Annotated in this window: 20 protein-coding genes and 1 other annotated feature; of the genes, 10 read left to right on the forward strand and 10 right to left on the reverse strand. The window is 39.7% G+C overall.

Going from position 1 to position 22,020, the window contains the following annotated elements; translation table 11 throughout:
* The first annotated feature begins 259 nt into the window (after positions 1 to 259).
* Positions 260 to 1,087: a hypothetical protein gene (locus tag OMU_RS08740; protein WP_016179565.1), complete on the forward strand. Its 828-nt coding sequence runs from the start codon at positions 260 to 262 to the stop codon at positions 1,085 to 1,087.
* 502 nt (positions 1,088 to 1,589) lie between these two features.
* The gene (locus tag OMU_RS08745) at positions 1,590 to 2,063 is read left to right on the forward strand and encodes a hypothetical protein (protein ID WP_016179566.1); all 474 of its coding nucleotides are present in this window, start codon (positions 1,590 to 1,592) and stop codon (positions 2,061 to 2,063) included.
* An 85-nt stretch (positions 2,064 to 2,148) separates the two neighbouring features.
* Here OMU_RS08745 and fni read toward each other — a convergent pair whose 3' ends face one another.
* The 4 genes from fni to mvk are packed head-to-tail and all read right to left on the reverse strand — an operon-like array spanning position 2,149 to position 6,193.
* The gene (fni, locus tag OMU_RS08750) at positions 2,149 to 3,192 is read right to left on the reverse strand and encodes a type 2 isopentenyl-diphosphate Delta-isomerase (protein ID WP_016179567.1); all 1,044 of its coding nucleotides are present in this window, start codon (positions 3,190 to 3,192) and stop codon (positions 2,149 to 2,151) included.
* On the reverse strand, positions 3,182 to 4,270 hold the full coding sequence (locus OMU_RS08755) for a phosphomevalonate kinase (protein WP_016179568.1): 1,089 nt from the start codon (positions 4,268 to 4,270) through the stop codon (positions 3,182 to 3,184). The genes fni and OMU_RS08755 overlap by 11 nt, the downstream gene beginning before the upstream one ends.
* Entirely contained in the window at positions 4,267 to 5,259 is a 993-nt protein-coding gene (mvaD, locus tag OMU_RS08760; RefSeq protein ID WP_016179569.1) for a diphosphomevalonate decarboxylase, read from the reverse strand. The genes OMU_RS08755 and mvaD overlap by 4 nt, the downstream gene beginning before the upstream one ends.
* On the reverse strand, positions 5,252 to 6,193 hold the full coding sequence (mvk, locus tag OMU_RS08765) for a mevalonate kinase (RefSeq protein WP_016179570.1): 942 nt from the start codon (positions 6,191 to 6,193) through the stop codon (positions 5,252 to 5,254). The genes mvaD and mvk overlap by 8 nt, the downstream gene beginning before the upstream one ends.
* A 380-nt stretch (positions 6,194 to 6,573) precedes the next feature.
* Between mvk and OMU_RS08770 the strand changes: the two genes are divergently transcribed.
* Complete coding sequence (locus OMU_RS08770; protein ID WP_034875542.1) at positions 6,574 to 7,230, forward strand: deoxynucleoside kinase; 657 nt, start codon at positions 6,574 to 6,576, stop codon at positions 7,228 to 7,230.
* Positions 7,231 to 7,255: 25 nt separating this feature from the next.
* On the opposite strand, the gene OMU_RS08775 is transcribed toward OMU_RS08770, so the two are convergent.
* The 4 genes from OMU_RS08775 to OMU_RS08790 are packed head-to-tail and all read right to left on the reverse strand — an operon-like array spanning position 7,256 to position 13,419.
* Complete coding sequence (locus OMU_RS08775) at positions 7,256 to 8,878, reverse strand: glycoside hydrolase family 13 protein (RefSeq protein WP_016179572.1); 1,623 nt, start codon at positions 8,876 to 8,878, stop codon at positions 7,256 to 7,258.
* Positions 8,875 to 10,506, reverse strand: coding sequence for a glycoside hydrolase family 13 protein (locus tag OMU_RS08780; protein ID WP_016179573.1), 1,632 nt, complete (start codon positions 10,504 to 10,506; stop codon positions 8,875 to 8,877). The genes OMU_RS08775 and OMU_RS08780 overlap by 4 nt, the downstream gene beginning before the upstream one ends.
* Before the next feature lie 28 nt (positions 10,507 to 10,534).
* The gene (locus OMU_RS08785; RefSeq protein ID WP_016179574.1) at positions 10,535 to 12,301 is read right to left on the reverse strand and encodes a glycoside hydrolase family 13 protein; all 1,767 of its coding nucleotides are present in this window, start codon (positions 12,299 to 12,301) and stop codon (positions 10,535 to 10,537) included.
* Positions 12,302 to 12,315: 14 nt separating this feature from the next.
* Positions 12,316 to 13,419 carry an ABC transporter ATP-binding protein gene (locus OMU_RS08790; RefSeq protein ID WP_016179575.1) on the reverse strand — a complete coding sequence of 368 codons (1,104 nt, stop codon included), beginning with the start codon at positions 13,417 to 13,419 and terminating at the stop codon, positions 12,316 to 12,318.
* 441 nt (positions 13,420 to 13,860) lie between these two features.
* Here OMU_RS08790 and OMU_RS08795 point away from each other — a divergent pair, with 441 nt between their 5' ends.
* The 4 genes from OMU_RS08795 (at position 13,861) to OMU_RS08810 (ending at position 18,453) form a co-directional block, all read left to right on the forward strand.
* Positions 13,861 to 15,117 (forward strand): extracellular solute-binding protein, encoded by a 1,257-nt coding sequence (locus OMU_RS08795; protein ID WP_016179576.1) that lies wholly within the window; start codon positions 13,861 to 13,863, stop codon positions 15,115 to 15,117.
* A gap of 97 nt (positions 15,118 to 15,214) precedes the next feature.
* Positions 15,215 to 16,576, forward strand: a complete 1,362-nt coding sequence (locus OMU_RS08800; RefSeq protein WP_016179577.1) for a carbohydrate ABC transporter permease — start codon at positions 15,215 to 15,217, stop codon at positions 16,574 to 16,576.
* Positions 16,576 to 17,415 carry a sugar ABC transporter permease gene (locus tag OMU_RS08805; RefSeq protein WP_016179578.1) on the forward strand — a complete coding sequence of 280 codons (840 nt, stop codon included), beginning with the start codon at positions 16,576 to 16,578 and terminating at the stop codon, positions 17,413 to 17,415. Before OMU_RS08800 ends, OMU_RS08805 begins: the two co-directional genes overlap by 1 nt.
* Positions 17,416 to 17,547: 132 nt before the next feature.
* A complete protein-coding gene (locus OMU_RS08810) occupies positions 17,548 to 18,453 on the forward strand; it encodes a magnesium transporter CorA family protein (RefSeq protein WP_016179579.1) in 906 nt (301 codons plus the stop codon).
* Positions 18,454 to 18,501: 48 nt separating this feature from the next.
* Here OMU_RS08810 and OMU_RS08815 read toward each other — a convergent pair whose 3' ends face one another.
* Positions 18,502 to 19,311 carry a Cof-type HAD-IIB family hydrolase gene (locus OMU_RS08815; protein ID WP_016179580.1) on the reverse strand — a complete coding sequence of 270 codons (810 nt, stop codon included), beginning with the start codon at positions 19,309 to 19,311 and terminating at the stop codon, positions 18,502 to 18,504.
* 79 nt (positions 19,312 to 19,390) lie between these two features.
* Positions 19,391 to 20,425: an FUSC family protein gene (locus OMU_RS08820; protein ID WP_016179581.1), complete on the reverse strand. Its 1,035-nt coding sequence runs from the start codon at positions 20,423 to 20,425 to the stop codon at positions 19,391 to 19,393.
* Positions 20,426 to 20,615: 190 nt separating this feature from the next.
* Positions 20,616 to 20,744, forward strand: a sequence feature (ribosomal protein L20 leader region).
* A 27-nt stretch (positions 20,745 to 20,771) separates the two neighbouring features.
* Here OMU_RS08820 and infC point away from each other — a divergent pair.
* From infC to rplT, 3 genes are all read left to right on the forward strand, one after another.
* Positions 20,772 to 21,296 (forward strand): translation initiation factor IF-3, encoded by a 525-nt coding sequence (infC, locus tag OMU_RS08825; RefSeq protein WP_010747120.1) that lies wholly within the window; start codon positions 20,772 to 20,774, stop codon positions 21,294 to 21,296.
* A gap of 73 nt (positions 21,297 to 21,369) precedes the next feature.
* On the forward strand, positions 21,370 to 21,570 hold the full coding sequence (rpmI, locus tag OMU_RS08830; RefSeq protein WP_010747119.1) for a 50S ribosomal protein L35: 201 nt from the start codon (positions 21,370 to 21,372) through the stop codon (positions 21,568 to 21,570).
* 63 nt (positions 21,571 to 21,633) lie between these two features.
* Positions 21,634 to 21,993, forward strand: coding sequence for a 50S ribosomal protein L20 (rplT, locus tag OMU_RS08835; protein ID WP_010747118.1), 360 nt, complete (start codon positions 21,634 to 21,636; stop codon positions 21,991 to 21,993).
* Positions 21,994 to 22,020 lie beyond the last annotated feature (27 nt).

A 22,020-nucleotide genomic window follows, 5' to 3' on the forward strand; every position in this document is an offset into this window, starting at 1 on the left:
ACCAAAAGTGAGTCTCTTTTTGAGTTGAAACGAAGAAAAAAGTGTTAGTAGAAAATCGCCTTCGATTTTCCACCAACACAAAATATTATAGAACCAAAAAAATTAGCAAGAGCCTTTTCATTATAGAGGGCTCTTCTTTTTTTTAGAAATAAGTATTGAGAAAATGTAAGCATGACATACGCTATTCCACATAAATATTTTTTTATGTTATTTGCATGTTACAATATACTTGATAAATACTATACATTAAGGGGATAACATGAAAGAGAATATTGAATTGATAACGGCATTTTTGACATTTGCAGGGACTTTGAGTGCGATAATTTTAAAGGAGGAAAAAGAACGAAAAGAGGATCATGCTCGAGCTAGTGCTATACAAAAACAAAATCAACATTATGAAAACATATCTACTAGCGGAAACAACTCATCAATAAATATAAAATCCGTTCAAACTCAGATTTCTGATATTTTAGTGGAGGAAAAAGAAGCAGAGATTTATCAAAAGAATTTTTCGGAAACGTACAAGATAACAAATATTTATTTGAAATTATTTATTTTAGGTATATATATTCTTTCTTTTTTTCTTAGTTCGTACTTTTTCAACTCGGATAAATTTGGAAGAACGATATACTTTGCTTCTACAATTTTTTGCGTATTATCTCTGGCTTTGAACGTTGGACATTTATATAAATTTTTTAGAAGGAACTACTATTTTTCAGTGAAAAATTCCAAAGAGGACATGATCTCCAAAATGTTTCGAAAAGTACAACAATTCATCTACCCAATAGTTATCAGTATGATTCAAATTATGCTATTGAAAATTTTATTTGAAACAGAGACTGTTTTCTTAGATAAAATTTCAAATTCTGATACTTGGGGAGTGTTTAACTTCTGCTTGTTGCTTTTCTTAAGTGTTTTCTGGTTTTATCAGACTGCTCAGTTTTCGTTACTTAAAAATCAATATAAAGTAAAATTTGCATATAAATATTTCTTTTTGAGTTTAATTTGTCTTGTAGTAGTTTATCAGTTGTTTAAAGGGCCATTTGCAGATGGTGATTTTATCGGCATCTTTTTATCTAATTTATAAACTATTACATGTAACTTCCATATTAATCTAATAAGATGCCTAGTCTGAATGAACGTACATTTCATTCAAATTATTTAGTTCTTTTATTGTGTCAAATACAAAACAAATGGTGTGAATAATATGGCGCCACTGATAAAGTTAAATAAAAAAAACATATACTCACAAAAGTAGAGATTAACTGCCAAATATTGGTCGCTAATCTCCACTTTGCATAGATATTTCATTGCTTTTTTTGGATTCGATTTTTTGAATTTAAAAAAACTGGACTTTTTCAGTGGCCCCAATAATATAACTAACTCTTTCTTGATATTTTTAATATTTTAAAATCCTATAATATTTAAGAATGAAGAATCAAACTTTTATTGTGCATGTTCACTAAAATAACAATAGATGTTTTTGTTTAAAAAATTCAATTCTTTAACGCAAAATGGTCCTCTTTGATTGTTATAGTCTGTGAAAAACGATAGACTAGAATTAGGATAAGAGGAAGGATTCGAAGGGCATGGAGAAACTGAAACGAGAGATAAATGAGTTGGCTGAATCAAATGCACGATTAGGCATGTTGATTGATTATTTAGTGGACGAAAAAAATTTAATGGCAAGTAAGTCAAACCATATTTTTATGTTAGATATGCAGGATTATGTAGCTGCGCTAAAAAAATTAACACCTTCGGATTCGAAAAAGTCTGTGGCGCTTCCTGAAATCAAACAAATTAATCATTTGCTAACACGACAATACGAATTGATGAAAATGATCCAAAGAGACTATGCTCGGCTTGAGGCTCAGGGAACTATCCCTGAGGAGCTAACCTTTGATAAGGATAAGAAAAAGCATTTTCGACGTCTGCAGGTTATTAATCAATTATTATTACAGGACAATATCTTTTTCCAATCAATGTTAGATGCTAAAAAGATTAGCGGTAATATTCGGATCGGTGAAAAGAAAAATTGGCTGCAACGTCTTTTCGGAAAATAAATACTGCTCTTGATTTTAGAAGTAAAATATTACTATAAGTAAAGAGGATGAGACCTATTGATCTCATCCTCTTATTATTTGTACCTTAATTGCGTACCGCTAGTTTTCTATAATCGATGCTGCGAGCTTGGCACCATTCTTTTGGTGCGCCACTGATAATGATAGGATTATGGATCAAATCTGCAGTCTTTGCTTTGTTAGTCATCAGATACAAACGTTGAAGCTGGGATTTCCAATCTTCAATCATTTCAATCGTAGCATCAATGCCATTGCTGATTAGATGATCTAGAATCGTAGCGGAGATGCCGACTGCTTTAGCTCCTAAACAAAGAGCTTTAAAAATGTCATAAGCATCGCGAATTCCGCCGGAAGCAAGAAACGTCAGATGATCAAATTCTTGGGCTTCTAGCAAAGAGATTACCGTTGATTGGCCCCAGTCATCTAAATAGTTCAGTTCTCTTTTTTTACGACGAGCATTTTCGATTTGTGAGAAGCTGGTACCGCCGCGCCCAGAAACATCTACGGCTTTTACGCCAAGTGTTTGGAATTGCTGAATGGTTTCTCGGGTCATCCCGAAGCCAACTTCTTTAATGATTACAGGAATATCTAATTGTTGAACGGTTTGCTGGATATTATGCGGCCATTCGTGAAAATCACGATCGCCTTCAGGCATGACAAGTTCCTGTGGCACGTTTACGTGAATCTGCATTCCGTCGGCTTGAAGCAGATCGACGATTTTTTTAGCATCCTCACTTGTTCTGCCTGCACCCATATTGCCTAAGATCAAACCGTCAGGATTTACTTCACGGACTACACTATAAGAGTCTGCAACAGTTGAATCTTTTAACGCCGCACTGACAGAACCGGTAGCCATCATTAAGTTTGTTTCACGAGCGATAATCGCTAGATCATGATTGATCTTTTTGGTTTTCTCACTGCCGCCGGTCATCGCATTGATGTAGAAGGGGGCGCTAAGCTGCAAGCCGAGAATCTCGGTACTTAAATCAATTTCTTCTGGTCGTATAGTGACGAAAGAGGAATGAATCAGACGAACAGCATCGAAATCATTTTCTTTTGGTTGTTGATGGAAGGCTCGCGCCAAGGAAACATGTTCATCTTTACGATTCATGGTAGCCCTCCGTGAAATGATAGACGTGTAAAGGAAGCGGTGTAATGCCGGCCTTTTCCCAAGAACTCATCAGAGGAAGAATACCTGCGCGCTTATCAACAATCACGATCCCGCAATCGCCGCCGCCAGCACCAGATGATTTCGCCGCGCCGCCATATTGTTCTGCTAAATCATTCAAACGTTTCAATTCTTCTGTTTCAATCGAAACGTTGCTAAGACTGGTTAATTGATTCAATAGACTACGGTTTTTACGAATCATTTTTTGAATCAAAGCCACATCATTTTGTTTGAAACCTTGAATCATTTTATCGACACATTTTTTACTTTCTTGAAGAAAGTTTTCATAGGAAGTTTTCTTCTCGTCCCGAGATTGATGAACCTGGTCGACTAAATCGGAAGTCGATGCGGGACTGCCAGTCCAACCAATCAATAAACGTAAATCTTCCGGCACTTCTAAAGGTTCAATTTTTAGACTAGGCCAGTCACTTTCAATTAATGTAGTTAGTCTTTCAGTTTCTAATTTGTTTAGTACCCAATCGTGATCAAAAGTAGAAAAGGCCAGCCAGCCGCCGTAACAGCTTGCCGCAATATCTCCGCAAGAGCCATTTCCCTGTACATTTAAATGGGCTAAAGTTGCTAATTTGAACAATTCCAGCTGAGAAAGCTGTAAATTATAAAAAGCATTCAACGCTTTAACCGTTGCAACTGTTACCGCACCGCTAGAGCCTAAACCATATTTACGACCGTTAGAATTATCTAATTCACTGGTTACTTTCAAATCAAAGAAGGCTAGTTGTTTCCCTTTTTCTTGAGCGAACTTTTCAGTAAAATGGATTGCCGCCAAAATGTAATGGAAGGGATTGTCGCGAATATCTAAAACCAATTCATTTTTACGTCTTGTCCAACGAATCGGCATATCACTATATTGGGCAGATTGAATACTGCCGCTTTTTTTAGTAGGGCCGATCGAAACGGAAATAAATTGATCAATCGCTGCGATAATAGCCGGGTGTCCCGGTTCCACCACCGCGTACTCACCGGCGATATATAATTTCCCAGGTGCTGTTACTTCGATCATTTTATTTCCTCCTCTGTCAAAATTTCAATTGCAGGACCAGCGTGGGCGACAACGAGTTGTTGACTGTCCATTTGATCCTTCAATATGCGAAGTAATGCTTCTTCGTTTTTACGTTCTACTAAAATCTTTACATTTGGACCAGCATCCATCGTGAAGTAGCAAGGCAATCCGCTGCTTCTAATTTGACGAACAAGGTTCATCACTTTCATACTTTCCGCTGACCAATAAGTAAACGGCGGATTCGCTGCTAAAGTGGTACCGTGCATTTTCAATGCACTGGCTTCGGTTACTTCGCCTAAAGCAGTGAAATCTTTTTCAGCGATTGCTTGTTTTGCCTTAGCTAAATCTGCTGGTACAGTTTGCAGCCAGCCATCATAAAAAGCAGAAGTTTCCACAGTGCGCTGCATGCCATCGCGACTTGAAACATCTTTTTGTGCATCATTGACGACGACAAAGATCATACTTAAGTCATCTTCAAAGCCGCCGCTGGGAATGTTGACAGCATAAGAGGTTTCATCAGAATCGCCTTTTTGCCATTCCGCAAAACCGCCGTAAATGCTGCGACAGGCAGAACCAGATCCACGACGTGCGAGACGAGACAGCTCTGCAGAAGAGAGCTTCAAATCTAATGCGGCACTTGCGGCACCTGCTAAAGCGGCCAATCCGCTAGCAGAAGAAGCCAAGCCTGCTGCGGTCGGTACGAAGTTTTGACTTTTAACAATCGCTCGCAAGGAACAATCGGCTTTATCGCGAATGACATTAAGAAAGCGACTCACTTTTAAGGTCGCTTTCGAATCTTGTAGTTGATTGTCTAAATAGAATTGATCTTCAATGAGCTCTTCTGAAAAGGTCACATGTGTTTCTGTATAAAAAGCATCCAATGTCAGCGATAAGCTGTTGTTCATTGGGATGATTAATTCTTGGTTTTCTTTGCCCCAATATTTAATCAAGGCAATATTCGTATAAGCTCGAGCTTTACCACTAAACATGTGCGTACACACCTAACCCTTCGATCCATGTATTTCGCGCACCGGCATCCAATAGAATTTGCTGCAGCTGACGTCCGCTAGTCTCATCTTCTGCCAGAGCGATCATGCAGCCGCCACGTCCGCCGCCCGTTAATTTTGCTCCCAGGGCTTGATTTTCTAAAGCTGTTTCAATCAAGTGGTCTAAGTGACGATTGCTGGTACCTAATAATCGTAATAAGCCTTGTGCCTGATTCATGCAGTCGCCTAAATTCCGTGGTTGGTTTTGTAAAATGGCTTTTTGTGCTTGACTGGTTAATTTTCCTAGTGTCTGCATTTGCTTATTAGTTTCATAAGGACGCAGCTCCATTAATTTTGCGATGTCTTTAACCGCTTTACGTGTCTGTCCCTTCACACCTGTATCTGCCACGACTAAAAAGGCATCCATATTTAACTGGAAAGGTTGGAAACCAATGCCTCTTTGGTAAAGGATCGGTTCAGTACCGCTGATGGTTGTCGCATCAATACCGCTAGGATTGCCGTGAGCAACCGCTTCAGCTTGATTGACAAAATGCAGTACGCTATCTTGTGTAGCGGGTTCTTCCATCCAGTCAAAAACAGCACGTGTAATTGCGACCGCTACTGCTGCACTAGAGCCCATTCCCCGTTCAGCGGGGATGGAGCTTTCAATTTTTAAATAAAATGGTTCTGGAATTTTAAAATGCTTCACTAAATACCATAGTAAGACCGTCACGTTGCGCATTGTATTTGGGGCTTCTGAAAGCGGCCCATGGAAGAAACTAGATTCGATCCATGATTCTACTTTATTTGCGCGGACCGTTGCTTGGATGCCCGTTCCTGAAAAAGGAAAGGCAATCGCTGGTTCCCCGTAGACAACTGAGTGTTCCCCCATTAAGATGATTTTCCCGCTGGCATAACCCGTGCCAATCGATTTCATTCAAAAAACCCCTATTTCGTTTTAGAGTCGTTCTTTCTCATAAGAAAAATTAAAATATTCTTGTTAATATTTATTTTAATTGAACTGTTCTTGTAGTAAAAACAATTTGTTTTCATTTTATCTTTTACTAGAAGTGCTAACAGAAACCTTACTTAGTAATAATTACCTACTTTAGTCTCTTCCCATTTTACTCAGAGAAGACGGACAAGTAAACGAAACGACTGAAAAGTTTTTGAAAATCAGTGATTTTTTAAACATTCTTTAGAAGAAAAAAGTGATTTTTTAGATAGGTATTTTGATTGACGATACAAGATATTGGGGGTATATTAGAAAAGTTGAGAAATAATTACTATATTTTGTATGAAGTGAGTTGGAGGTTTATGAGCGTGATTGTATTAGCAGGTACCATTGGAGCAGGGAAATCAAGTTTGACCGCGATGTTGTCAGAGCATCTAGGTAGTCAGGCTTTTTATGAATCAATTGATGATAATGAGGTATTGCCGCTGTTTTATGCTGATCCAGAGCAATATGCTTTTTTATTACAGATTTATTTTTTAAACAAACGGTTTGACAGCATCAAAAAAGCAATGCAGGATGACAATAATGTGCTAGATCGCTCAATATATGAGGATTCTTTATTATTCCATCTAAATGCCGATCTTGGTCGGGCAACGGAGACAGAAGTGAAGGTTTATGATGAATTGTTGGCGAATATGATGCAGGAATTGCCTTATGCCGCTCACAAGAAGCATCCAGATTTGTTGGTTCATATCCGTGTTTCTTTTGAAACGATGATGGAACGGATTCAAAAGCGTGGACGTGAATATGAACAACTGGAATTTGATCCAACCCTTTATGATTATTATAAAGAATTGAACAGCCGTTACGATCAATGGTATGAGGACTACAATGAGAGTCCTAAAATTCAAATCGACGGGGATCGTTTGAACTTTGTAGATGATGCTGCCGCACGCGATGAAGTCATACGCTTGATTGATGAAAAAATTTTAGAAGTCCAAGGTGTCGTAGTCGAATAATGAAAAGATGCTTAATCTTAATTGGTTAAGCATCTTTTTTTACCACCACCGCTTCAAATGGTCGCAGTGTCATTGTTTTTTTCCATGACGAATATTGATAATTCGCCAATAAAATCATGGCTGGTGCGTTTACCCAGCGATTGGGTAGGGTGACAGACTGCGATTGGTCACTCAAATTTGTGAGGACATACGCTTCCTCTAAGTCTAGTTTGCGGGTGTAGGCCCAGACTTTGGGATGTTTTGCTAGTTCGATATGATAACTACCGTTTAGAAAAACAGGCAATGACTTTCTCAGTGCAATCAATTTCTTGTAATAGTTTAATGGAGAAAACGGGTCTGCTTCCTGAAGTGCAACGTTAATCTTATCCGTGTTAGGATTGATCTTCATCCAAGGGAGATTTGTTGAAAAGCCGCCAAAGTCAGTCCAGTGCATGGGTGTTCGAGAATGATCACGGGTCCAATGAGTGATTAAACGCAAGGCTTCTTCTGGTGGAATTCCTTTATTTAGACAATCATGATACGCCGCTAGTGAATCTGTTGCATTGACCTCTTCAATCGATTCGAAAGGGAAGTTCGTCATTCCTAATTCCTGACCTTGATAAATGAAAGGTGTCCCTCTCAATAGCATATAAGCAGTAGCTAGTGCCGTAGCTGATTCACGGGTTTCATTGCCAAAGGTTGAGTTGCTGCGGGGATTATCATGATTATCGGTATACAATGCATTCCATCCTAGCGGCTGCATGTCTTTTTGCCAGCGGGATAATACCTTTTTGAAGCCCAGCAGATCGCCTGTTTCAGAGCCGGGTTCACCAGTTCGAACCTGATGCTCCAGTTCGAAGATCATGTCGATGTAGCCGTCTTCTTCATCGGTCCAAAAGGGGGCTGTTTTACTATTCACCCCGCTTGCTTCACCGACAGTCATGATGTCATAGCTTCGGAAAATCTCTCGCAATTCGGCCATATACGTTTCGATTCCGACAACATTCATGAAGGGCGCCCAAGGGTTAGACGTGATTTTAAAATCCCAAGGTTCTTTTTGAATGTGGCTGATGGCATCTAAACGAAAACCGTCAATGCCGAAGTCCAGCCACCAGCGAATCATTCGGTAAATATTTTCCCGCATCGCTGGATTTTTCCAATTTAAATCAGGTTGCTCTTTAGCGAAGACGTGAAAATAGGCCTGTTTTGTGTTGGGATCATAGGTCCAGGTTGATCCGCCAAAAAAGCTTTGCCAATTATTCGGCATTTTCTCCGGCGTCGCATCGGCCCATAAGTAATAGGCGCGATAAGGATTGTCCTTGCCTTTTTTTGATTCTATAAACCAAGGGTGCTGATCGCTGGTATGGTTGACAACTAAATCCATAATAAGACGAATCCCCAGCTCATGAGCAGCAGCCAACAAGTCTTTCAAGTCCTCAAGTGTCCCAAATTCAGGATTGATGGCTTGGTAATCTGAAATATCGTAGCCATTATCTACATTTGGACTCTTGTAAATAGGATTTAGCCAAATAAAATCAATGCCTAGCTCCTTTAGATAAGTGAGTTTTGCTTGGATACCCTTTAGATCACCGATACCATCATCGTTACTATCCATAAAGCTGCGAGGGTAAATTTGGTATCCTACGGCATTTTTCCACCATTTAGTCATGTGTCTTCTCCTAGCTCTACGACAAAGGCATCCCAAGGTTCTAAGTGAATGGTTTGTTCACGTGGGATATCAGTCGTTAAATTTGAAATGATGACCTTTCCTAACGTTCCCTCGGGATAAGTAAATGAATGAGGATCATTTGAAAAGTTCGTGACAATCAGCCAGCGCTTGTTTTCATAAATTCGGAGATAGCTGAAGACGTCATCGGCTGTTTCAGTCAATAATTTGTACTCGCCCCATACCATGATCGGTTGTTCTTTTCGCAACTGGATCAATTGTTGATAGGTATAGAAAATGGAGTGAGGATCACGTAAAGCATGTGTCACATTGATCTTGGGATAATTTGGCACGACTGCCAGCCAGGGAGTACCTGTTGTAAAACCGGCGTAAGGGGAAGCGTCCCACTGCATTGGCGTTCGTCCGTTGTCCCGTCCTTTTCGATTGATTGCTGCTAAAAGCGTTTCTTTGGATTGTCCGGCAGCGAGCCGTTCGGCATACATATTTCGACTTTCGATATCCTCGACTTCTGTGATGTCCGCGACGACATGATTGGTCATGCCAATTTCTTCTCCTTGATAGATATAGGGAGTTCCTTTCATACAATGGAGCAAAATGGCTAATAATTTCGCTGATTTTTCATGATAATCCTCATCATTTCCCCAACGTGACACAATACGAGGAAGGTCATGGTTGTTCCAAAAAAGTGAATTCCAACCTTGATCACCTAATTCGGTCTGCCATTTTGAAAAGACTTCCTTCAATTCTTTTATCTGTAAGGGGCGACTCACCCATTTGGATTGACCGGCGACTTCATCTAAGCCGATGTGTTCAAATTGGAAGACCATCGACAGTTCATCGCGTTCCGGATCAGAATAGAGCTTGGCGATTTCGGGAGTAGCACCCCAGGTTTCCCCGACAGTCAGTAAATCTTTTCCGCCAAAGGTTGCCTGATTCATCTCCTGTAAATAATCATGCAGCTTTGGTCCGTTGCCGGTAATTTCTTCATCAGGAATTTTTCCAATAAGGTCAATCACATCCATGCGGAAGCCGCCGATCCCTTTATCAATCCAAAAATTCATCATATCGTACACCACTTGTCGTACAGTAGGATTTGCCCAATTCAGATCCGGTTGTTTTTTGCTAAAAAGATGGAAGTAATACTGTTGCGTTGTCTCATCATACTGCCAAGCAGGTCCGCTGAAGATACTTTTCAAATTATTTGGATAGGTGTTGTGAACAGGATCACGCCAAATATAGAAATCACGATAAGGATTGTCTTTCGATTTTCGGGCTTCAATAAACCAGTTGTGTTCATCGCTGGTATGATTGACGACTAAATCTAGGATAATTCGAATACCACGTTCTTTTGCTGCTTGGATCAGCTGCTCCATTTCCGCCATCGTTCCGAATTCCTGCATGATTGCTTGATAATTTGAGATGTCATAGCCGTTATCATCGTTTGGACTTTGATAGACCGGACTTAACCAGATTGCTCCGATTCCCAGCTTCTGTAAATAATCAAGACGCGAAATAATTCCTGCCAAATCTCCAATCCCATCTCCATTCGTATCTTGAAAGCTACGTGGGTAGATTTGATAAACGACAACTTCTTGCCACCAATGATGCATATACTTTAACCTCCTAAAAAATGCATGGTTACTTTTTCAAAATGACAAAACCATTGGGCTCAATTGCGATACTATCTCCTTTGATATTCGCAAGCTGCAGCATAAGGACTTCATCAGATACCTGCTCGAAAATGGAATGATTCCCCGTATTGAAGATACCGACGATCTTTTCGTTGGAAATGTCTCGTGAAAAAATCAGCGTTCCCGTAGATGTATCCACCTTTTGCCATTCAAGCGATCCTTCACAGAGGGTGAATTGATTTTCTCGGCGAAGTGCGATCAACTGCTTTACAAATTCGAAAAGTTGCAAATCTTGTTTTTCTGGATCCCAAATCATACATTTTCGACAATCTGGATCTATGCCGCCATCCAAACCGACTTCATCACCGTAATAAAGACAGGGGATTCCTTGCTGTAAATAAAGAAAGGCTAAAACCTGTCTCATTAGGTCTTTATTACCACCAGCCAAGGTCAATATGCGTGGTGTATCGTGGCTATCAATCGTGTTAAGCATCATTTGATTGGTTTGTTTGCGATAAAGCGTCAGCTGTTCATTCAGATTGCTGACCAATTTATCTAATGGAATCGTTCTTTCCAAGAAATAGTTAATGATCGATTCGGTAAAGGCATAATTCATCACTGCAGTAAATTCATCTCCTTGAAGCCATGGCTGAGAGCTATGCCAGACTTCACCCAGCAGATAAAAATCATCCTTTAATTCGTGGCAGGTCGCTGCAAATTTTTTCCATAATTGATGATCTACTTCATTGGCAACATCTAAACGCCAAGCGTCAATGTCGAATTCTTGAATCCAATATTTTGCGATCGACAAAATATATTCCTGAACTTCCTTGTTGGCGGTATTCAGCTTTGGCATGTGTGGAGTAAACGCAAACGTATCGTAATTCAAGTCTTCAGCAACTTCAAAATCGTCAGTTTTCGTATATTGAACAGGAAAAGAATGGATATGAAACCAATCTTTAAAGCGAGATTTTTCTCCCTTTTCGAGAACATCGCGCCATTGTGGGGAAGTATCTCCCATATGATTAAATACTGCGTCCAGCATAATGCGGATTCCTCGTCGATGACATTCCTCAATGAGTTTACGGAAGAGCTCTTTATCACCGAAGGCAGGATCAATCTCTAAATAGTCCGAAGTATCGTATTTATGATTGGAAGGTGCTGTAAAAATCGGGCAAAAATAAATCCCATTGATTCCCAAATCGCTTAAATAATCTAGATGATCAATGATACCTTGCAGGTCACCGCCATAAAAATCCTGTTTTCCAGGATATTCCTTACTGTCCCAAGGAAGCACACCTTCTGGATCGTTGGACGGATCGCCATTGGCAAAGCGTTCCGGAAAGATTTGATACCAGACAGTTTCTTTCACCCATTGCGGCGCTTTAAAACGATCGATTTCATGGAAAAACGGCATGCGAAAATAATTATTCGCCATCAATAAATAGTTTTCTTCAACCGGAAAAACTCCATGTTCAGTGAAGAACACCGTCGTTTCATCATAGCCGGTAACAATAAATCCGTAGCTTAACCGATGATAAGGAGCGGTGACATCAACTTCCCAATAATCATAAAGATCTGTGGATAGTGTTTTTCGCATTGCAGACGGCTGCTTGTACCAGCGCTTTTTTTCTAGTTCATAGGGATCCCCATGAACTAACGAAACGTTTTTGCAGTCTGCGCGTGCTGTACGCAAACGCACGTGCATCAGTTCGTTGGTGTATAGATAGGCATATTCGCTTTCAGTACGATGATAGATTGCTGCTGTATTCATAGAAACCTCCGTAGTTAATCGATTGCTTTTTCTGTATCACTATCGAAAAAGCGCGCTTTGCTTAAATTAAAGGCTAGATCAATTTGTTCACCGGGATCATGGAAATCTCGAGCATCTACTTTAGAAACAAATTCTGTGTCACCAATCGTTGAATACAGCATGGATTCATATCCAAGCAGTTCGCTGACAATGACAGTAGCTGAAACCACTGAATCTTTATAAGCTTCTAAAGCAACCTCTTCAGCCGTGATATCCTCTGGGCGGATTCCGAAAGTTAAAGATTTTCCTTCATACCCCTGTGCCGATAAGACCTTCGCCTGACCTTCTGGTAAAGGCAAATCTAATCCTTTTTGATTTGTGATGCGTCCATTTTTGAAAATGACCTCAAAGAAATTCATTGCTGGACTGCCCATAAAGCCAGCGACAAATTTATTAGCGGGTCTGTTGTACAATTCTTGCGGTGAACCGACCTGCTGAATCACGCCTTGATTCATAATCACGATGCGATCTGCTAGTGTCATGGCTTCAGTTTGATCGTGTGTTACGTAAATCGTGGTAGAGCCAAGATTTTGATGAATCTTAGCAATTTCCGCCCGCATTTGAACCCGCAGTTTCGCATCTAAATTTGATAAAGGTTCATCCATCAAAAAGACCTTCGCGTCACGAACGATTGCTCGTCCCATAGCGACCCGCTGTCGCTGTCCACCTGACATATCTGCTGGCTTTCGATCCAATAATTCTGTTAAGCCTAAGATTTTAGCAGCATCCTCTACGCGTTTTTTAATTTCTTCTTTCGGATATTTTCGTAGTTTCAATCCAAAAGCCATATTTTCGAACACAGTCATATGGGGATATAATGCATAATTTTGAAAAACCATAGCGATATCGCGATCCTTTGGCGGTGTATCATTCATTCTTATGCCGTCGATTTCAAAGTCACCTTCCGTAATATCTTCTAGACCTGCGATCATTCTTAACGTAGTGGATTTTCCGCAACCGGAAGGGCCGACGAAGACAATGAATTCACGATTTTCAATTTTGAGATTAAAATCCTTTACAGAATAGGTATTATTGCTCGGATACTTTTTGTTTATGTGCTTCAAATTTAGTTCGACCATTTGATTACTCCTTTTTCCTCCAGAAAAATAAGCCTGATTGTCAAGTCGTATGTCATCCAACTATACTGCTTGCCATAATATCGTCTCGTTTCACCTGACATTCTTTTTGCACGAATAAGATTGGGAAAAGTTGGACCGCAATCATTTTTTATTCATCGGTTATTGTGGTGCAATTATTACATATTGTGCAATCGGTTGCAACAAGTATATTTATAGTCTCAATAGAATTTCTAAGAGTTCTAATTGAAATTTCGAGTACTAAACATGGTAGGAAACCGCAAATGGATGGTTCTTTTCTTGTTTTGATATTTCGTAAAAATACTCGAACAAAGATAATTCTAGAAAAAATAAATAAATCAAGCGCTTTCTCTTGCAATTATGCGCAATCGGTTGCATAATGTGCCTTGTAGCAAAAATTCAATTAACACAGGAGGAAGCGAAATGAAGAGCAATTTGAAAAAGTATTTATTATCAGGGGTAATGTTAGGTGCAACAGCCTTAACATTGGCGGCGTGCGGTTCAGGGTCAGGTGAAAAGAAAGCATCAGGCTCGTCTGATAAAACAGATGTCACGTTATGGATCACCACAGATTCAAAAAAATTCTATACGAAAGTTTTAGAGGATTTTGAGAAAGATAATCCAGATATCCATGTGAAGGTCGTTGAAACAGAAGATGCAAAAGCACAGGAAAACGTGAAAAAGGATCCTTCCTCCGCTGCGGATGTTTTTGCGCTTCCTCATGATCAATTAGGACAATTGGTTGATTCAGGAGTCATTCAGGAAATTCCTGAAAAATATGTGGATGAGATCAAGTCAGCTCAATCAGAAACAGCTTTGGCTGGTGCGACTTATAAAGATAAAGTGTATGCGTTCCCATATGGGATTGAATCGCAGGTTCTGTATTACAACAAAAAAATGCTAAATGAAAATCAAGTCAGCTCTTATGAGAATATCACTAAAGACGCGACATTTGGTGCAAATTTGAAAGCTGTTGACGCTTATAAAATCGGACCATTATTTATGTCAGTGGGGGATAAGCTGTTCGGTGATACTGGAGAAGATGTGAAAGGCACGGATTGGAACAATTCAGCTGGGATTTCCGTCTTACAGTGGATTGCCGATCAGAAAAATAATTCTGGCTTTATAAATGTCGGAGATGATTATATTTCGCAATTTGAAAATGAGAAGATTGCAACATTTGAATCTGGTCCATGGGATAAAGAAAAAGCTATCGAAGCGGTAGGAAAAGATAATTTAGGAATTGCAGTTTATCCAAAAATAACTATCGGCGGCAATGAGGTTCAGCAAAAAGCCTTCTTGGGTGTGAAGCTTTACGCGGTGAACCAAGCACCAGCTAATGGCGATTCAAAGAAAATCGCTGCAGATTATAAGCTAGCTTCTTATTTATCCAGCGAAGCGGTGCAAGAAGCCCAGTTTAAGGATGAAACGAGAAATATTATTCCATCGAATACAACGATTCAAGAAGCCGATTATGTGACGAATGATGAATTAGCGAACGCGGTCGTTACTATGAGTGGTTCAGAGTACTCCGTCGTTATGCCGAAGATTCCTGAAATGACGAATTTCTGGACAGCCTCTGCTGCTGTTTTAAGTGATACCTATAATGGAAAAATCAAACCGGATCAATATCAAGCAAAACTGGATCAGTTAGTGAAGGATATCTCTGGTGATAAGTAAGATTTAGCGGATGTCGGGGCAAAAGAAATCATTTTTTTTGCTCCGAAATCTTTTTGTATAATTGTCCGAATTAATTCGAAAAAGGGAGGTTTTATCGATGGAAATAGCCGGGAGTTACGGCGAAGTGATTTCGATGAAACAAGTGTTCAAAGAAGGTGATCTCAAAACAAAGCTATCATTTTTAATTATGGGATTCAGTAATCTGTTAAATAAGCAAATCTTCAAAGGGATTTTATTTTTACTAGCTGAAATTTTCTTTATTATCGCCTGTATTTATCAAATTATTCCCGGGATCGTTGGTCTGATAACTTTAGGGACGAAAACGCAAGGAATGCAGTGGCAAACGATTGATGGAATAAGGATGAAGGTTTCTGTTGAAGGCGACAATTCCATGTTATTAATGATTTATGGATTAGCAGCCATTATTTTTTGTGGAATATTCTTTTATGTGTATTGGTGCAGTTTAAAGAGCAACCGTAAATTATTTGTTTTGAACAAGGAACATAAGAGCATTCCGAGCTTTAGGGAGGATCTAAAAACACTGACTAATGGTCGTTTCCACATGACGTTAATGATCATACCATTGATTGGAGTATTGCTATTTACGATTTTACCCTTGGTTTACATGATCGGTCTGGCGTTTACGAATTATGACCATAATCACTTGCCGCCAGGGCATTTGTTTGATTGGGTTGGATTCGCGAATTTTAGAAATATTTTGACGGGACGTATGGCAGAGACGTTTATGCCACTGTTGTCTTGGACACTGATCTGGGCCGTTGCTGCGACAGCGACCAATTTCTTCTTTGGAATTTTGTTGGCATTATTGATCAACACCAAAGGCTTACGCGGAAAAAAGATTTTTCGAACGATTTTCGTTATTACGATGGCGGTACCGCAATTTGTCTCTTTGTTGATTATGCGTAATTTATTAGCCGATTGGGGACCAGTGAATGCGCTGCTAGAGAGATGGGGATTGATTTCTAACGCATTACCGTTTCTGAGTGATGGTACTTGGGCAAAATTTTCAATTATTTTTGTCAATATGTGGGTAGGAATTCCGGTGACGATGCTAATTGCGACTGGAATCATTATGAACTTGCCAACTGAACAGATTGAAGCGGCAGAGATTGATGGTGCGAATAAGTTTCAAGTTTTTCGCTCGATTACGTTTCCGCAAATTTTGTTGATTATGACACCAAATTTGATTCAGCAATTTATTGGCAACATCAATAATTTTAATGTGATCTATCTATTAACAGAGGGCAAGCCGAACAACTCTGCCCTGTATCAAGCCGGAGACACCGATTTGCTGGTCACTTGGCTCTACAAGCTGACGGTCATCGCCAGCGATTATAATTTGGCTAGTGTTATCGGAATCATTATTTTTGTGTTGAGTGCGGTCTTTAGCTTATTGGCCTACACACGCTCGAAATCTTATGAAGGAGGTCTGCAATAATGAAAAAGCAAAAACGCCGTACCTTAACGTTTGTCTATGTCTTGTTGATCATTCTTTCAGTGATTTGGCTATTTCCGATTTTATGGGTCGTTTTGACCAGTTTTCGTGGAGAAGGTGCCATGTCGGTTAATTATATTATTCCAAAAACCTTCACGTTAGAAAATTACAAAATGCTATTCACCAATAGCTCGTATCCGTTTGCCCGCTGGTTTATGAATACGCTGATTGTCGCCATCGCTACGTGCCTTATTTCAACCTTTATTACAGTGGCGATCGCTTATTCTGTTTCTCGAATCAAGTTTAAGTTTCGTAATCGTTTCTTGAAATTAGCGTTAGTTTTGAATATGTTTCCGGCCTTTATGAGCATGATCGCTGTGTATTACATCTTAAAGGCGATGGAGCTGGATGGTACGCTGGTTGCACTAGTCATCGTCTATTCTGCAGGGGCCGCGTTAGGTTTTTATATTGCTAAAGGCTTTTTCGATACGATTCCGTATTCACTGGATGAATCGGCGATGATTGATGGCGCTACGAAAAAAGATATTTTCCTTAAAATCACATTGCCGTTATCTAAGCCGATCATTGTGTACACGGCTTTGATGACATTTATGATTCCATGGATGGATTTCATTTTCGCCCAAGTAATTTTGGGTCAGCAAAAACAAAAATATACCGTAGCGATCGGATTGTTCACGATGCTGCAGCCGGATAAAATTAATCACTGGTTTATGCCTTTTACAGCGGGTTGTGTAATTATCGCGATCCCAATCACGCTGTTGTTTATGGTGATGCAGAAGTATTATGTGGAAGGAATCACAGCTGGCGGCGTGAAAGGATAATTAATGAAGTGATAGAGAGCAGGAACGACAAGAGTTCGTTTCTGTTTTTCTTTTATTGGAGGGCGGCAGTGAACTATCAAAGCCCAGTTTTTGTTATACTGGACTAGAACGATCTAGACCAGGAGGGGTTTAATGGACAGCAAACAAACATTCAATCAAGAGATGTGTTCGTGGATTAATGTGGACAGCACGCAATCTCACGAAGTAAAGAAATTGCGGGAAAGCTACGCAATCAGTGATGAGATGTTGACCTACGCGCTGGACGATAATGAGCGGGCACGTGTGGAGTATGATCCGATGGAAAAAGCCTTGCTGCTGATTTTTAATGTACCGAACTTGTTAAAAAAGGATAATCATTATGAGACAAGTCCAATGGCCTTTATTTTAAAGGATCATTATTTCTTTTCTTTTGTAAATGAGCGGACCGCTTATGTTGAAAATATTATCGACAATTTATTAATGAATGAGCCGAATCAAAGCACCGCGAGTTTATTGTTCCATACCCTATTTTTGATTTCTGATTATTATTTTCCTTTAGTTGAGGAAGTTGATAGCCAACGAATACAATTAAATAAAAAACTTCGAGAGAAAACAACAAATAAAAATTTATTAGCACTTTCTGATCTAGAGATTGGTTTAGTTTACTTAGTAACTGCGACAAAACAGAATGCCGTACTTTTAGAGCAGGTCAAAGTCCAAGTGATCTTTTCGAGTTTCACAGATAAAGAAAAAGAAGAGTTAGATGATGCGTTGATCGAGGCCAAGCAGGCGGTAGAAATGACCAGGCTGTCCAGTGAGGTCCTGGATCAGCTATCGGGAACTTACAATAATTTATTGAACAATAATTTGAACGACACAATGAAAATTTTAACGATCTGGTCGTTGTTATTAACGATACCAACAATTGTGACTGGTTTTTTCGGAATGAACATGCCGCTGCCATTTACCCATTCTGAAATCGGTTGGGTGATTACGGTAGTGATTAGTATTGGACTGTCCATCTGGTTGATTTTGATTTTATGGCGCAGAATACGTTAAAAGCGAAGCAAGCTCAAATGAGTTGCTTCGCTTTTTTTCTATTATAGATTATAGAATGAAGGTTTCGATGACTTCGGCCACAGCGCTTTGTTCATGATCTGCAACGGTTGTATGCTGCGCTGCTTCTTTTATAGTAGGCACAGCATTCGCTACTGCAATTCCTAATTCAGCTTCGCGGATCATGGCTAGATCGTTGATATTGTCACCAATGGCGATGGTTTCGTTCATCGGAATACTTAAATGATCTGCCAATGTTCGCAATGCTGCACCTTTGTTAACGCCCTTTGGATTGAATTCGATATAACGATTAGAGGAATAGCTAATCTCCAATACATCGTGCAGCTCTTTAGGCATTTCCTGCTCTAATTGTTCTAAATAGCTGCGGTCCAAATTTTGAAACAAAGCTTTGTAACATACGTGGTCTTTTAAAAAGTGAATATCATCATCGAATCTTTTTTCGTGAGGAATCGTCGTTAAGTAGGCGTCTTCTTCAGGATTACTGTGATAGACATAGGTTTGTTCAAACGTATAAAGATGGATTGCTACCTGATAGTTGCAACCGAATTCAAACAAACGTGACAGGATTTCAAAGGGCATAGGGAAATCTTTGATAATGGTAGGTCCGTGATTTTCTACCACTACGCCGCCGTTAAACCCTATCATATAATGATTGGATTTGTTTACAGCCTCCAATTCCTCCAAAGTCTGTTTAATTGAGTAAAAGCCGCGTCCAGTGGCTGGTGCAAATATCAGCCCTTGTGCTTCGGCCATTTTTATTGTTTCCTGCGTCCTTTTTGAAACATGCCGACTTTTATCTAACAAGGTTTCATCCAAGTCGCAGGCGATTAATCGATACATAGAAGAGCCTCCTTCAATTTATATAGTCCTCATTATAGCAAAAACCGAGTGTTCCCACTCGGTTTTCGGTGAATCATATTTAGTTTGAATGAAATTTCCGATTATAAAAACTCAGACTGGTGGTCATCATCCAAGCAGCAAGTAAGCCTAACAGGCTACCGATTACAATGCCGAGAAAACGAAATTGAATCAGGCTGTAGAGATATTGCTGCTTCACTAGCATGGACAGCATCAATGACATCGGAGTAGTAAAGAATTGAGCGATCGCGTAATTGCGCTTCACAAAATATTCCACTGTTACAAATAAGACTGTGATCATTAACAGTGTTTCGAAAATTGATAAAGGTAGATTCAGCAGAAATGCAGCGATCGCTAGACCAATAATTGTACCGAAAATGCGTTGGATATTACGGTGGGCCATTGCGCGAAGATTATCTCCTTGTAAGATAGCGGCGCAAGAAACAACTAGCCAGTAAGGATTTTTCAGTTGCAAGCCCATACTTAGGTAGACTGCGAAAAAAAGGATGCCACTATATAGTAGACTATCGATAACTACAGCCGGATCTTCATCAATTCGTGACTTGAGTGTTTTTTTTGTTTTACTGATAGGCAAGGGTTCTTTTTCTATGAAATGCATAATAAAAGCCCCCGCCAAAGAAAATAGTACACCGATAAAAAAATAGCTGCTCATTACTGGGATTTTAGCCAATGGGACATTGGTACTAACGCCCATTGCCGTGACCATAACAATAAAAAAAGGTCCTGGTTTAGCAATGCCATACAAACGGAAGAAAAAGCGTCCTAAAAAACCGACCACCGCAACAATAATTGGTGCGATCCAAACAGCATGAGTTGAGAGCATGCCAAGAAAATTAGCGGCAGTCAAAAAAGTACCTACTATTGATAAACGTAACATTAATTGTTTTAATGGAAGTCGTTGATAATAAAGAAAGGTGAAGATACCTAAAGAACCGTAGCTAGAGATTGCGAGCTGGTGGAATAAATAACCGGTGAATAACACACTGATCATACAAAGGCCGGCGCCGATTAAGCGAACAGGTGATTCCTTTGGTTTGTTGTAATGAATCAATTCTTTAAAAAAGGATTGTTCCATCCTATCACTTCCTTCTATAAATAATGGATTAAGTTTTTAAGCTATGTATGTATTAAAGTAAAAAAAAGCTTCAATTACAGGTTAGCATACAAGCCAAAGAAAACTCAATAGAAAGTTTCTGAAAGTAAACAGAAATGAGTCTTAAGTGGTTGACAACATGAAGTTTAGCTTGTATACTGTTAAAGTTGAGAAATGAAAGCAGAAGCACCCGCTTCTCGCCTTACGCGAATATCTCGCTGGGCCAGATAGTTAATGACGAGTCATTTTGATGAGTCGAACTACGTGCGGGTTCGTAAAGAACTCGTTTTTTTATTTGCTTTTTTTCTCTCAAAAATTTTGGAGGTGAATGACCATAGCAAAGGATATGATGGTTAACGACGGCATTCGTGCACGTGAAGTACGTTTGATCGGACAAGACGGCGAACAATTAGGTGTTAAATCGAAAGTAGAAGCCTTAAAGATTGCTGAACAAGCAAATCTGGATGTAGTCCTAGTAGCTCCTGGTGCGAAACCACCTGTAGCGCGTATTATGGATTACGGGAAATACCGCTTCGAACAACAGAAAAAAGAACGTGAAGCTCGCAAGAAACAAAAAGTGATCAACGTTAAAGAAGTTCGCTTGAGTCCAACGATCGACGTGAACGACTTTAATACAAAACTTCGTAATGCGCGTAAATTCCTGGAAAAAGGCGACAAAGTGAAAGCTTCGATCCGCTTCAAGGGCCGTGCCATTACCCACAAAGATATTGGTCAAAAAGTTCTTGATCGCTTAGCTGAAGAAACTGCCGATATCGCGACAGTGGAACAAAAAGCGAAGATGGACGGACGTAGCATGTTCTTAGTGCTTGCACCGAAAGAGAAGAAAGACTAGCAATAATTTTGAGAATGCTTCTTTGACTCTAGTTAAAGAGTATGCGAAATGAAAAGTAGGAGGAAATTTAGTCATGCCAAAACAAAAAACACATCGCGGTTTAGCAAAACGCGTAAAACGCACTGGTAAAGGCGGTTTGAAACGTTTCCGCGCGTTCACAAGTCACCGTTTCCACGGAAAAACGAAAAAACAACGTCGTCAATTACGTAAAGCGTCTATGGTTTCAAAAGGCGATTACAAACGTATCCGCCAACAATTGGCACGCATGAAATAATTGCGCAACCCGCTTTACAACTTAAAAAATTCAATGATTTATATTTATTAGGAGGAATTAAACATGGCACGTGTTAAAGGTGGAACAGTAACTCGTAAACGTCGTAAAAAGACATTAAAACTAGCTAAAGGTTACTACGGTTCTAAACACACTCTATTTAAAACAGCTAAAGAACAAGTAATGAATTCATACAACTACGCATATCGCGATCGTCGTCAAAAGAAACGCGACTTCCGCAAATTGTGGATTGCACGTATCAACGCTGCAGCTCGTATGAACGGCTTGAGCTACTCAAAATTAATGCACGGTCTTAAAGTTGCCGGTATCGAAATCAACCGCAAAATGTTAGCTGATTTAGCAGTTAACGATGCAGCTGCTTTCACAGCACTAGCTGACCAAGCAAAAGATTCATTAGCTAAATAAGCTTATAAACGTTGATAAATCAACGTT

Source organism: Enterococcus avium ATCC 14025 (assembly GCF_000406965.1).
Taxonomy (GTDB): domain Bacteria; phylum Bacillota; class Bacilli; order Lactobacillales; family Enterococcaceae; genus Enterococcus_A; species Enterococcus_A avium.

Bases quoted from the DNA above. Each gene is read 5' to 3' on its own strand.
- OMU_RS08785 (WP_016179574.1), bottom strand. From the start codon at position 12,301: ATGAATACAGCAGCAATCTATCATCGTACTGAAAGCGAATATGCCTAT.
- mvk (WP_016179570.1), bottom strand. From the start codon at position 6,193: ATGAAATCGATTGGCACGGGTTATGCCAGCGGGAAAATCATCTTAATG.
- OMU_RS08815 (WP_016179580.1), bottom strand. From the start codon at position 19,311: ATGTATCGATTAATCGCCTGCGACTTGGATGAAACCTTGTTAGATAAA.
- OMU_RS08780 (WP_016179573.1), bottom strand. From the start codon at position 10,506: ATGCATCATTGGTGGCAAGAAGTTGTCGTTTATCAAATCTACCCACGT.
- OMU_RS08810 (WP_016179579.1), top strand. From the start codon at position 17,548: ATGGACAGCAAACAAACATTCAATCAAGAGATGTGTTCGTGGATTAAT.
- OMU_RS08745 (WP_016179566.1), top strand. From the start codon at position 1,590: ATGGAGAAACTGAAACGAGAGATAAATGAGTTGGCTGAATCAAATGCA.
- OMU_RS08790 (WP_016179575.1), bottom strand. From the start codon at position 13,419: ATGGTCGAACTAAATTTGAAGCACATAAACAAAAAGTATCCGAGCAAT.
- OMU_RS08800 (WP_016179577.1), top strand. From the start codon at position 15,215: ATGGAAATAGCCGGGAGTTACGGCGAAGTGATTTCGATGAAACAAGTG.
- OMU_RS08795 (WP_016179576.1), top strand. From the start codon at position 13,861: ATGAAGAGCAATTTGAAAAAGTATTTATTATCAGGGGTAATGTTAGGT.
- fni (WP_016179567.1), bottom strand. From the start codon at position 3,192: ATGAATCGTAAAGATGAACATGTTTCCTTGGCGCGAGCCTTCCATCAA.
- OMU_RS08755 (WP_016179568.1), bottom strand. From the start codon at position 4,270: ATGATCGAAGTAACAGCACCTGGGAAATTATATATCGCCGGTGAGTAC.
- rplT (WP_010747118.1), top strand. From the start codon at position 21,634: ATGGCACGTGTTAAAGGTGGAACAGTAACTCGTAAACGTCGTAAAAAG.
- mvaD (WP_016179569.1), bottom strand. From the start codon at position 5,259: ATGTTTAGTGGTAAAGCTCGAGCTTATACGAATATTGCCTTGATTAAA.
- infC (WP_010747120.1), top strand. From the start codon at position 20,772: ATGACCATAGCAAAGGATATGATGGTTAACGACGGCATTCGTGCACGT.
- OMU_RS08775 (WP_016179572.1), bottom strand. From the start codon at position 8,878: ATGACTAAATGGTGGAAAAATGCCGTAGGATACCAAATTTACCCTCGC.
- OMU_RS08805 (WP_016179578.1), top strand. From the start codon at position 16,576: ATGAAAAAGCAAAAACGCCGTACCTTAACGTTTGTCTATGTCTTGTTG.
- rpmI (WP_010747119.1), top strand. From the start codon at position 21,370: ATGCCAAAACAAAAAACACATCGCGGTTTAGCAAAACGCGTAAAACGC.
- OMU_RS08770 (WP_034875542.1), top strand. From the start codon at position 6,574: ATGAGCGTGATTGTATTAGCAGGTACCATTGGAGCAGGGAAATCAAGT.
- OMU_RS08820 (WP_016179581.1), bottom strand. From the start codon at position 20,425: ATGGAACAATCCTTTTTTAAAGAATTGATTCATTACAACAAACCAAAG.
- OMU_RS08740 (WP_016179565.1), top strand. From the start codon at position 260: ATGAAAGAGAATATTGAATTGATAACGGCATTTTTGACATTTGCAGGG.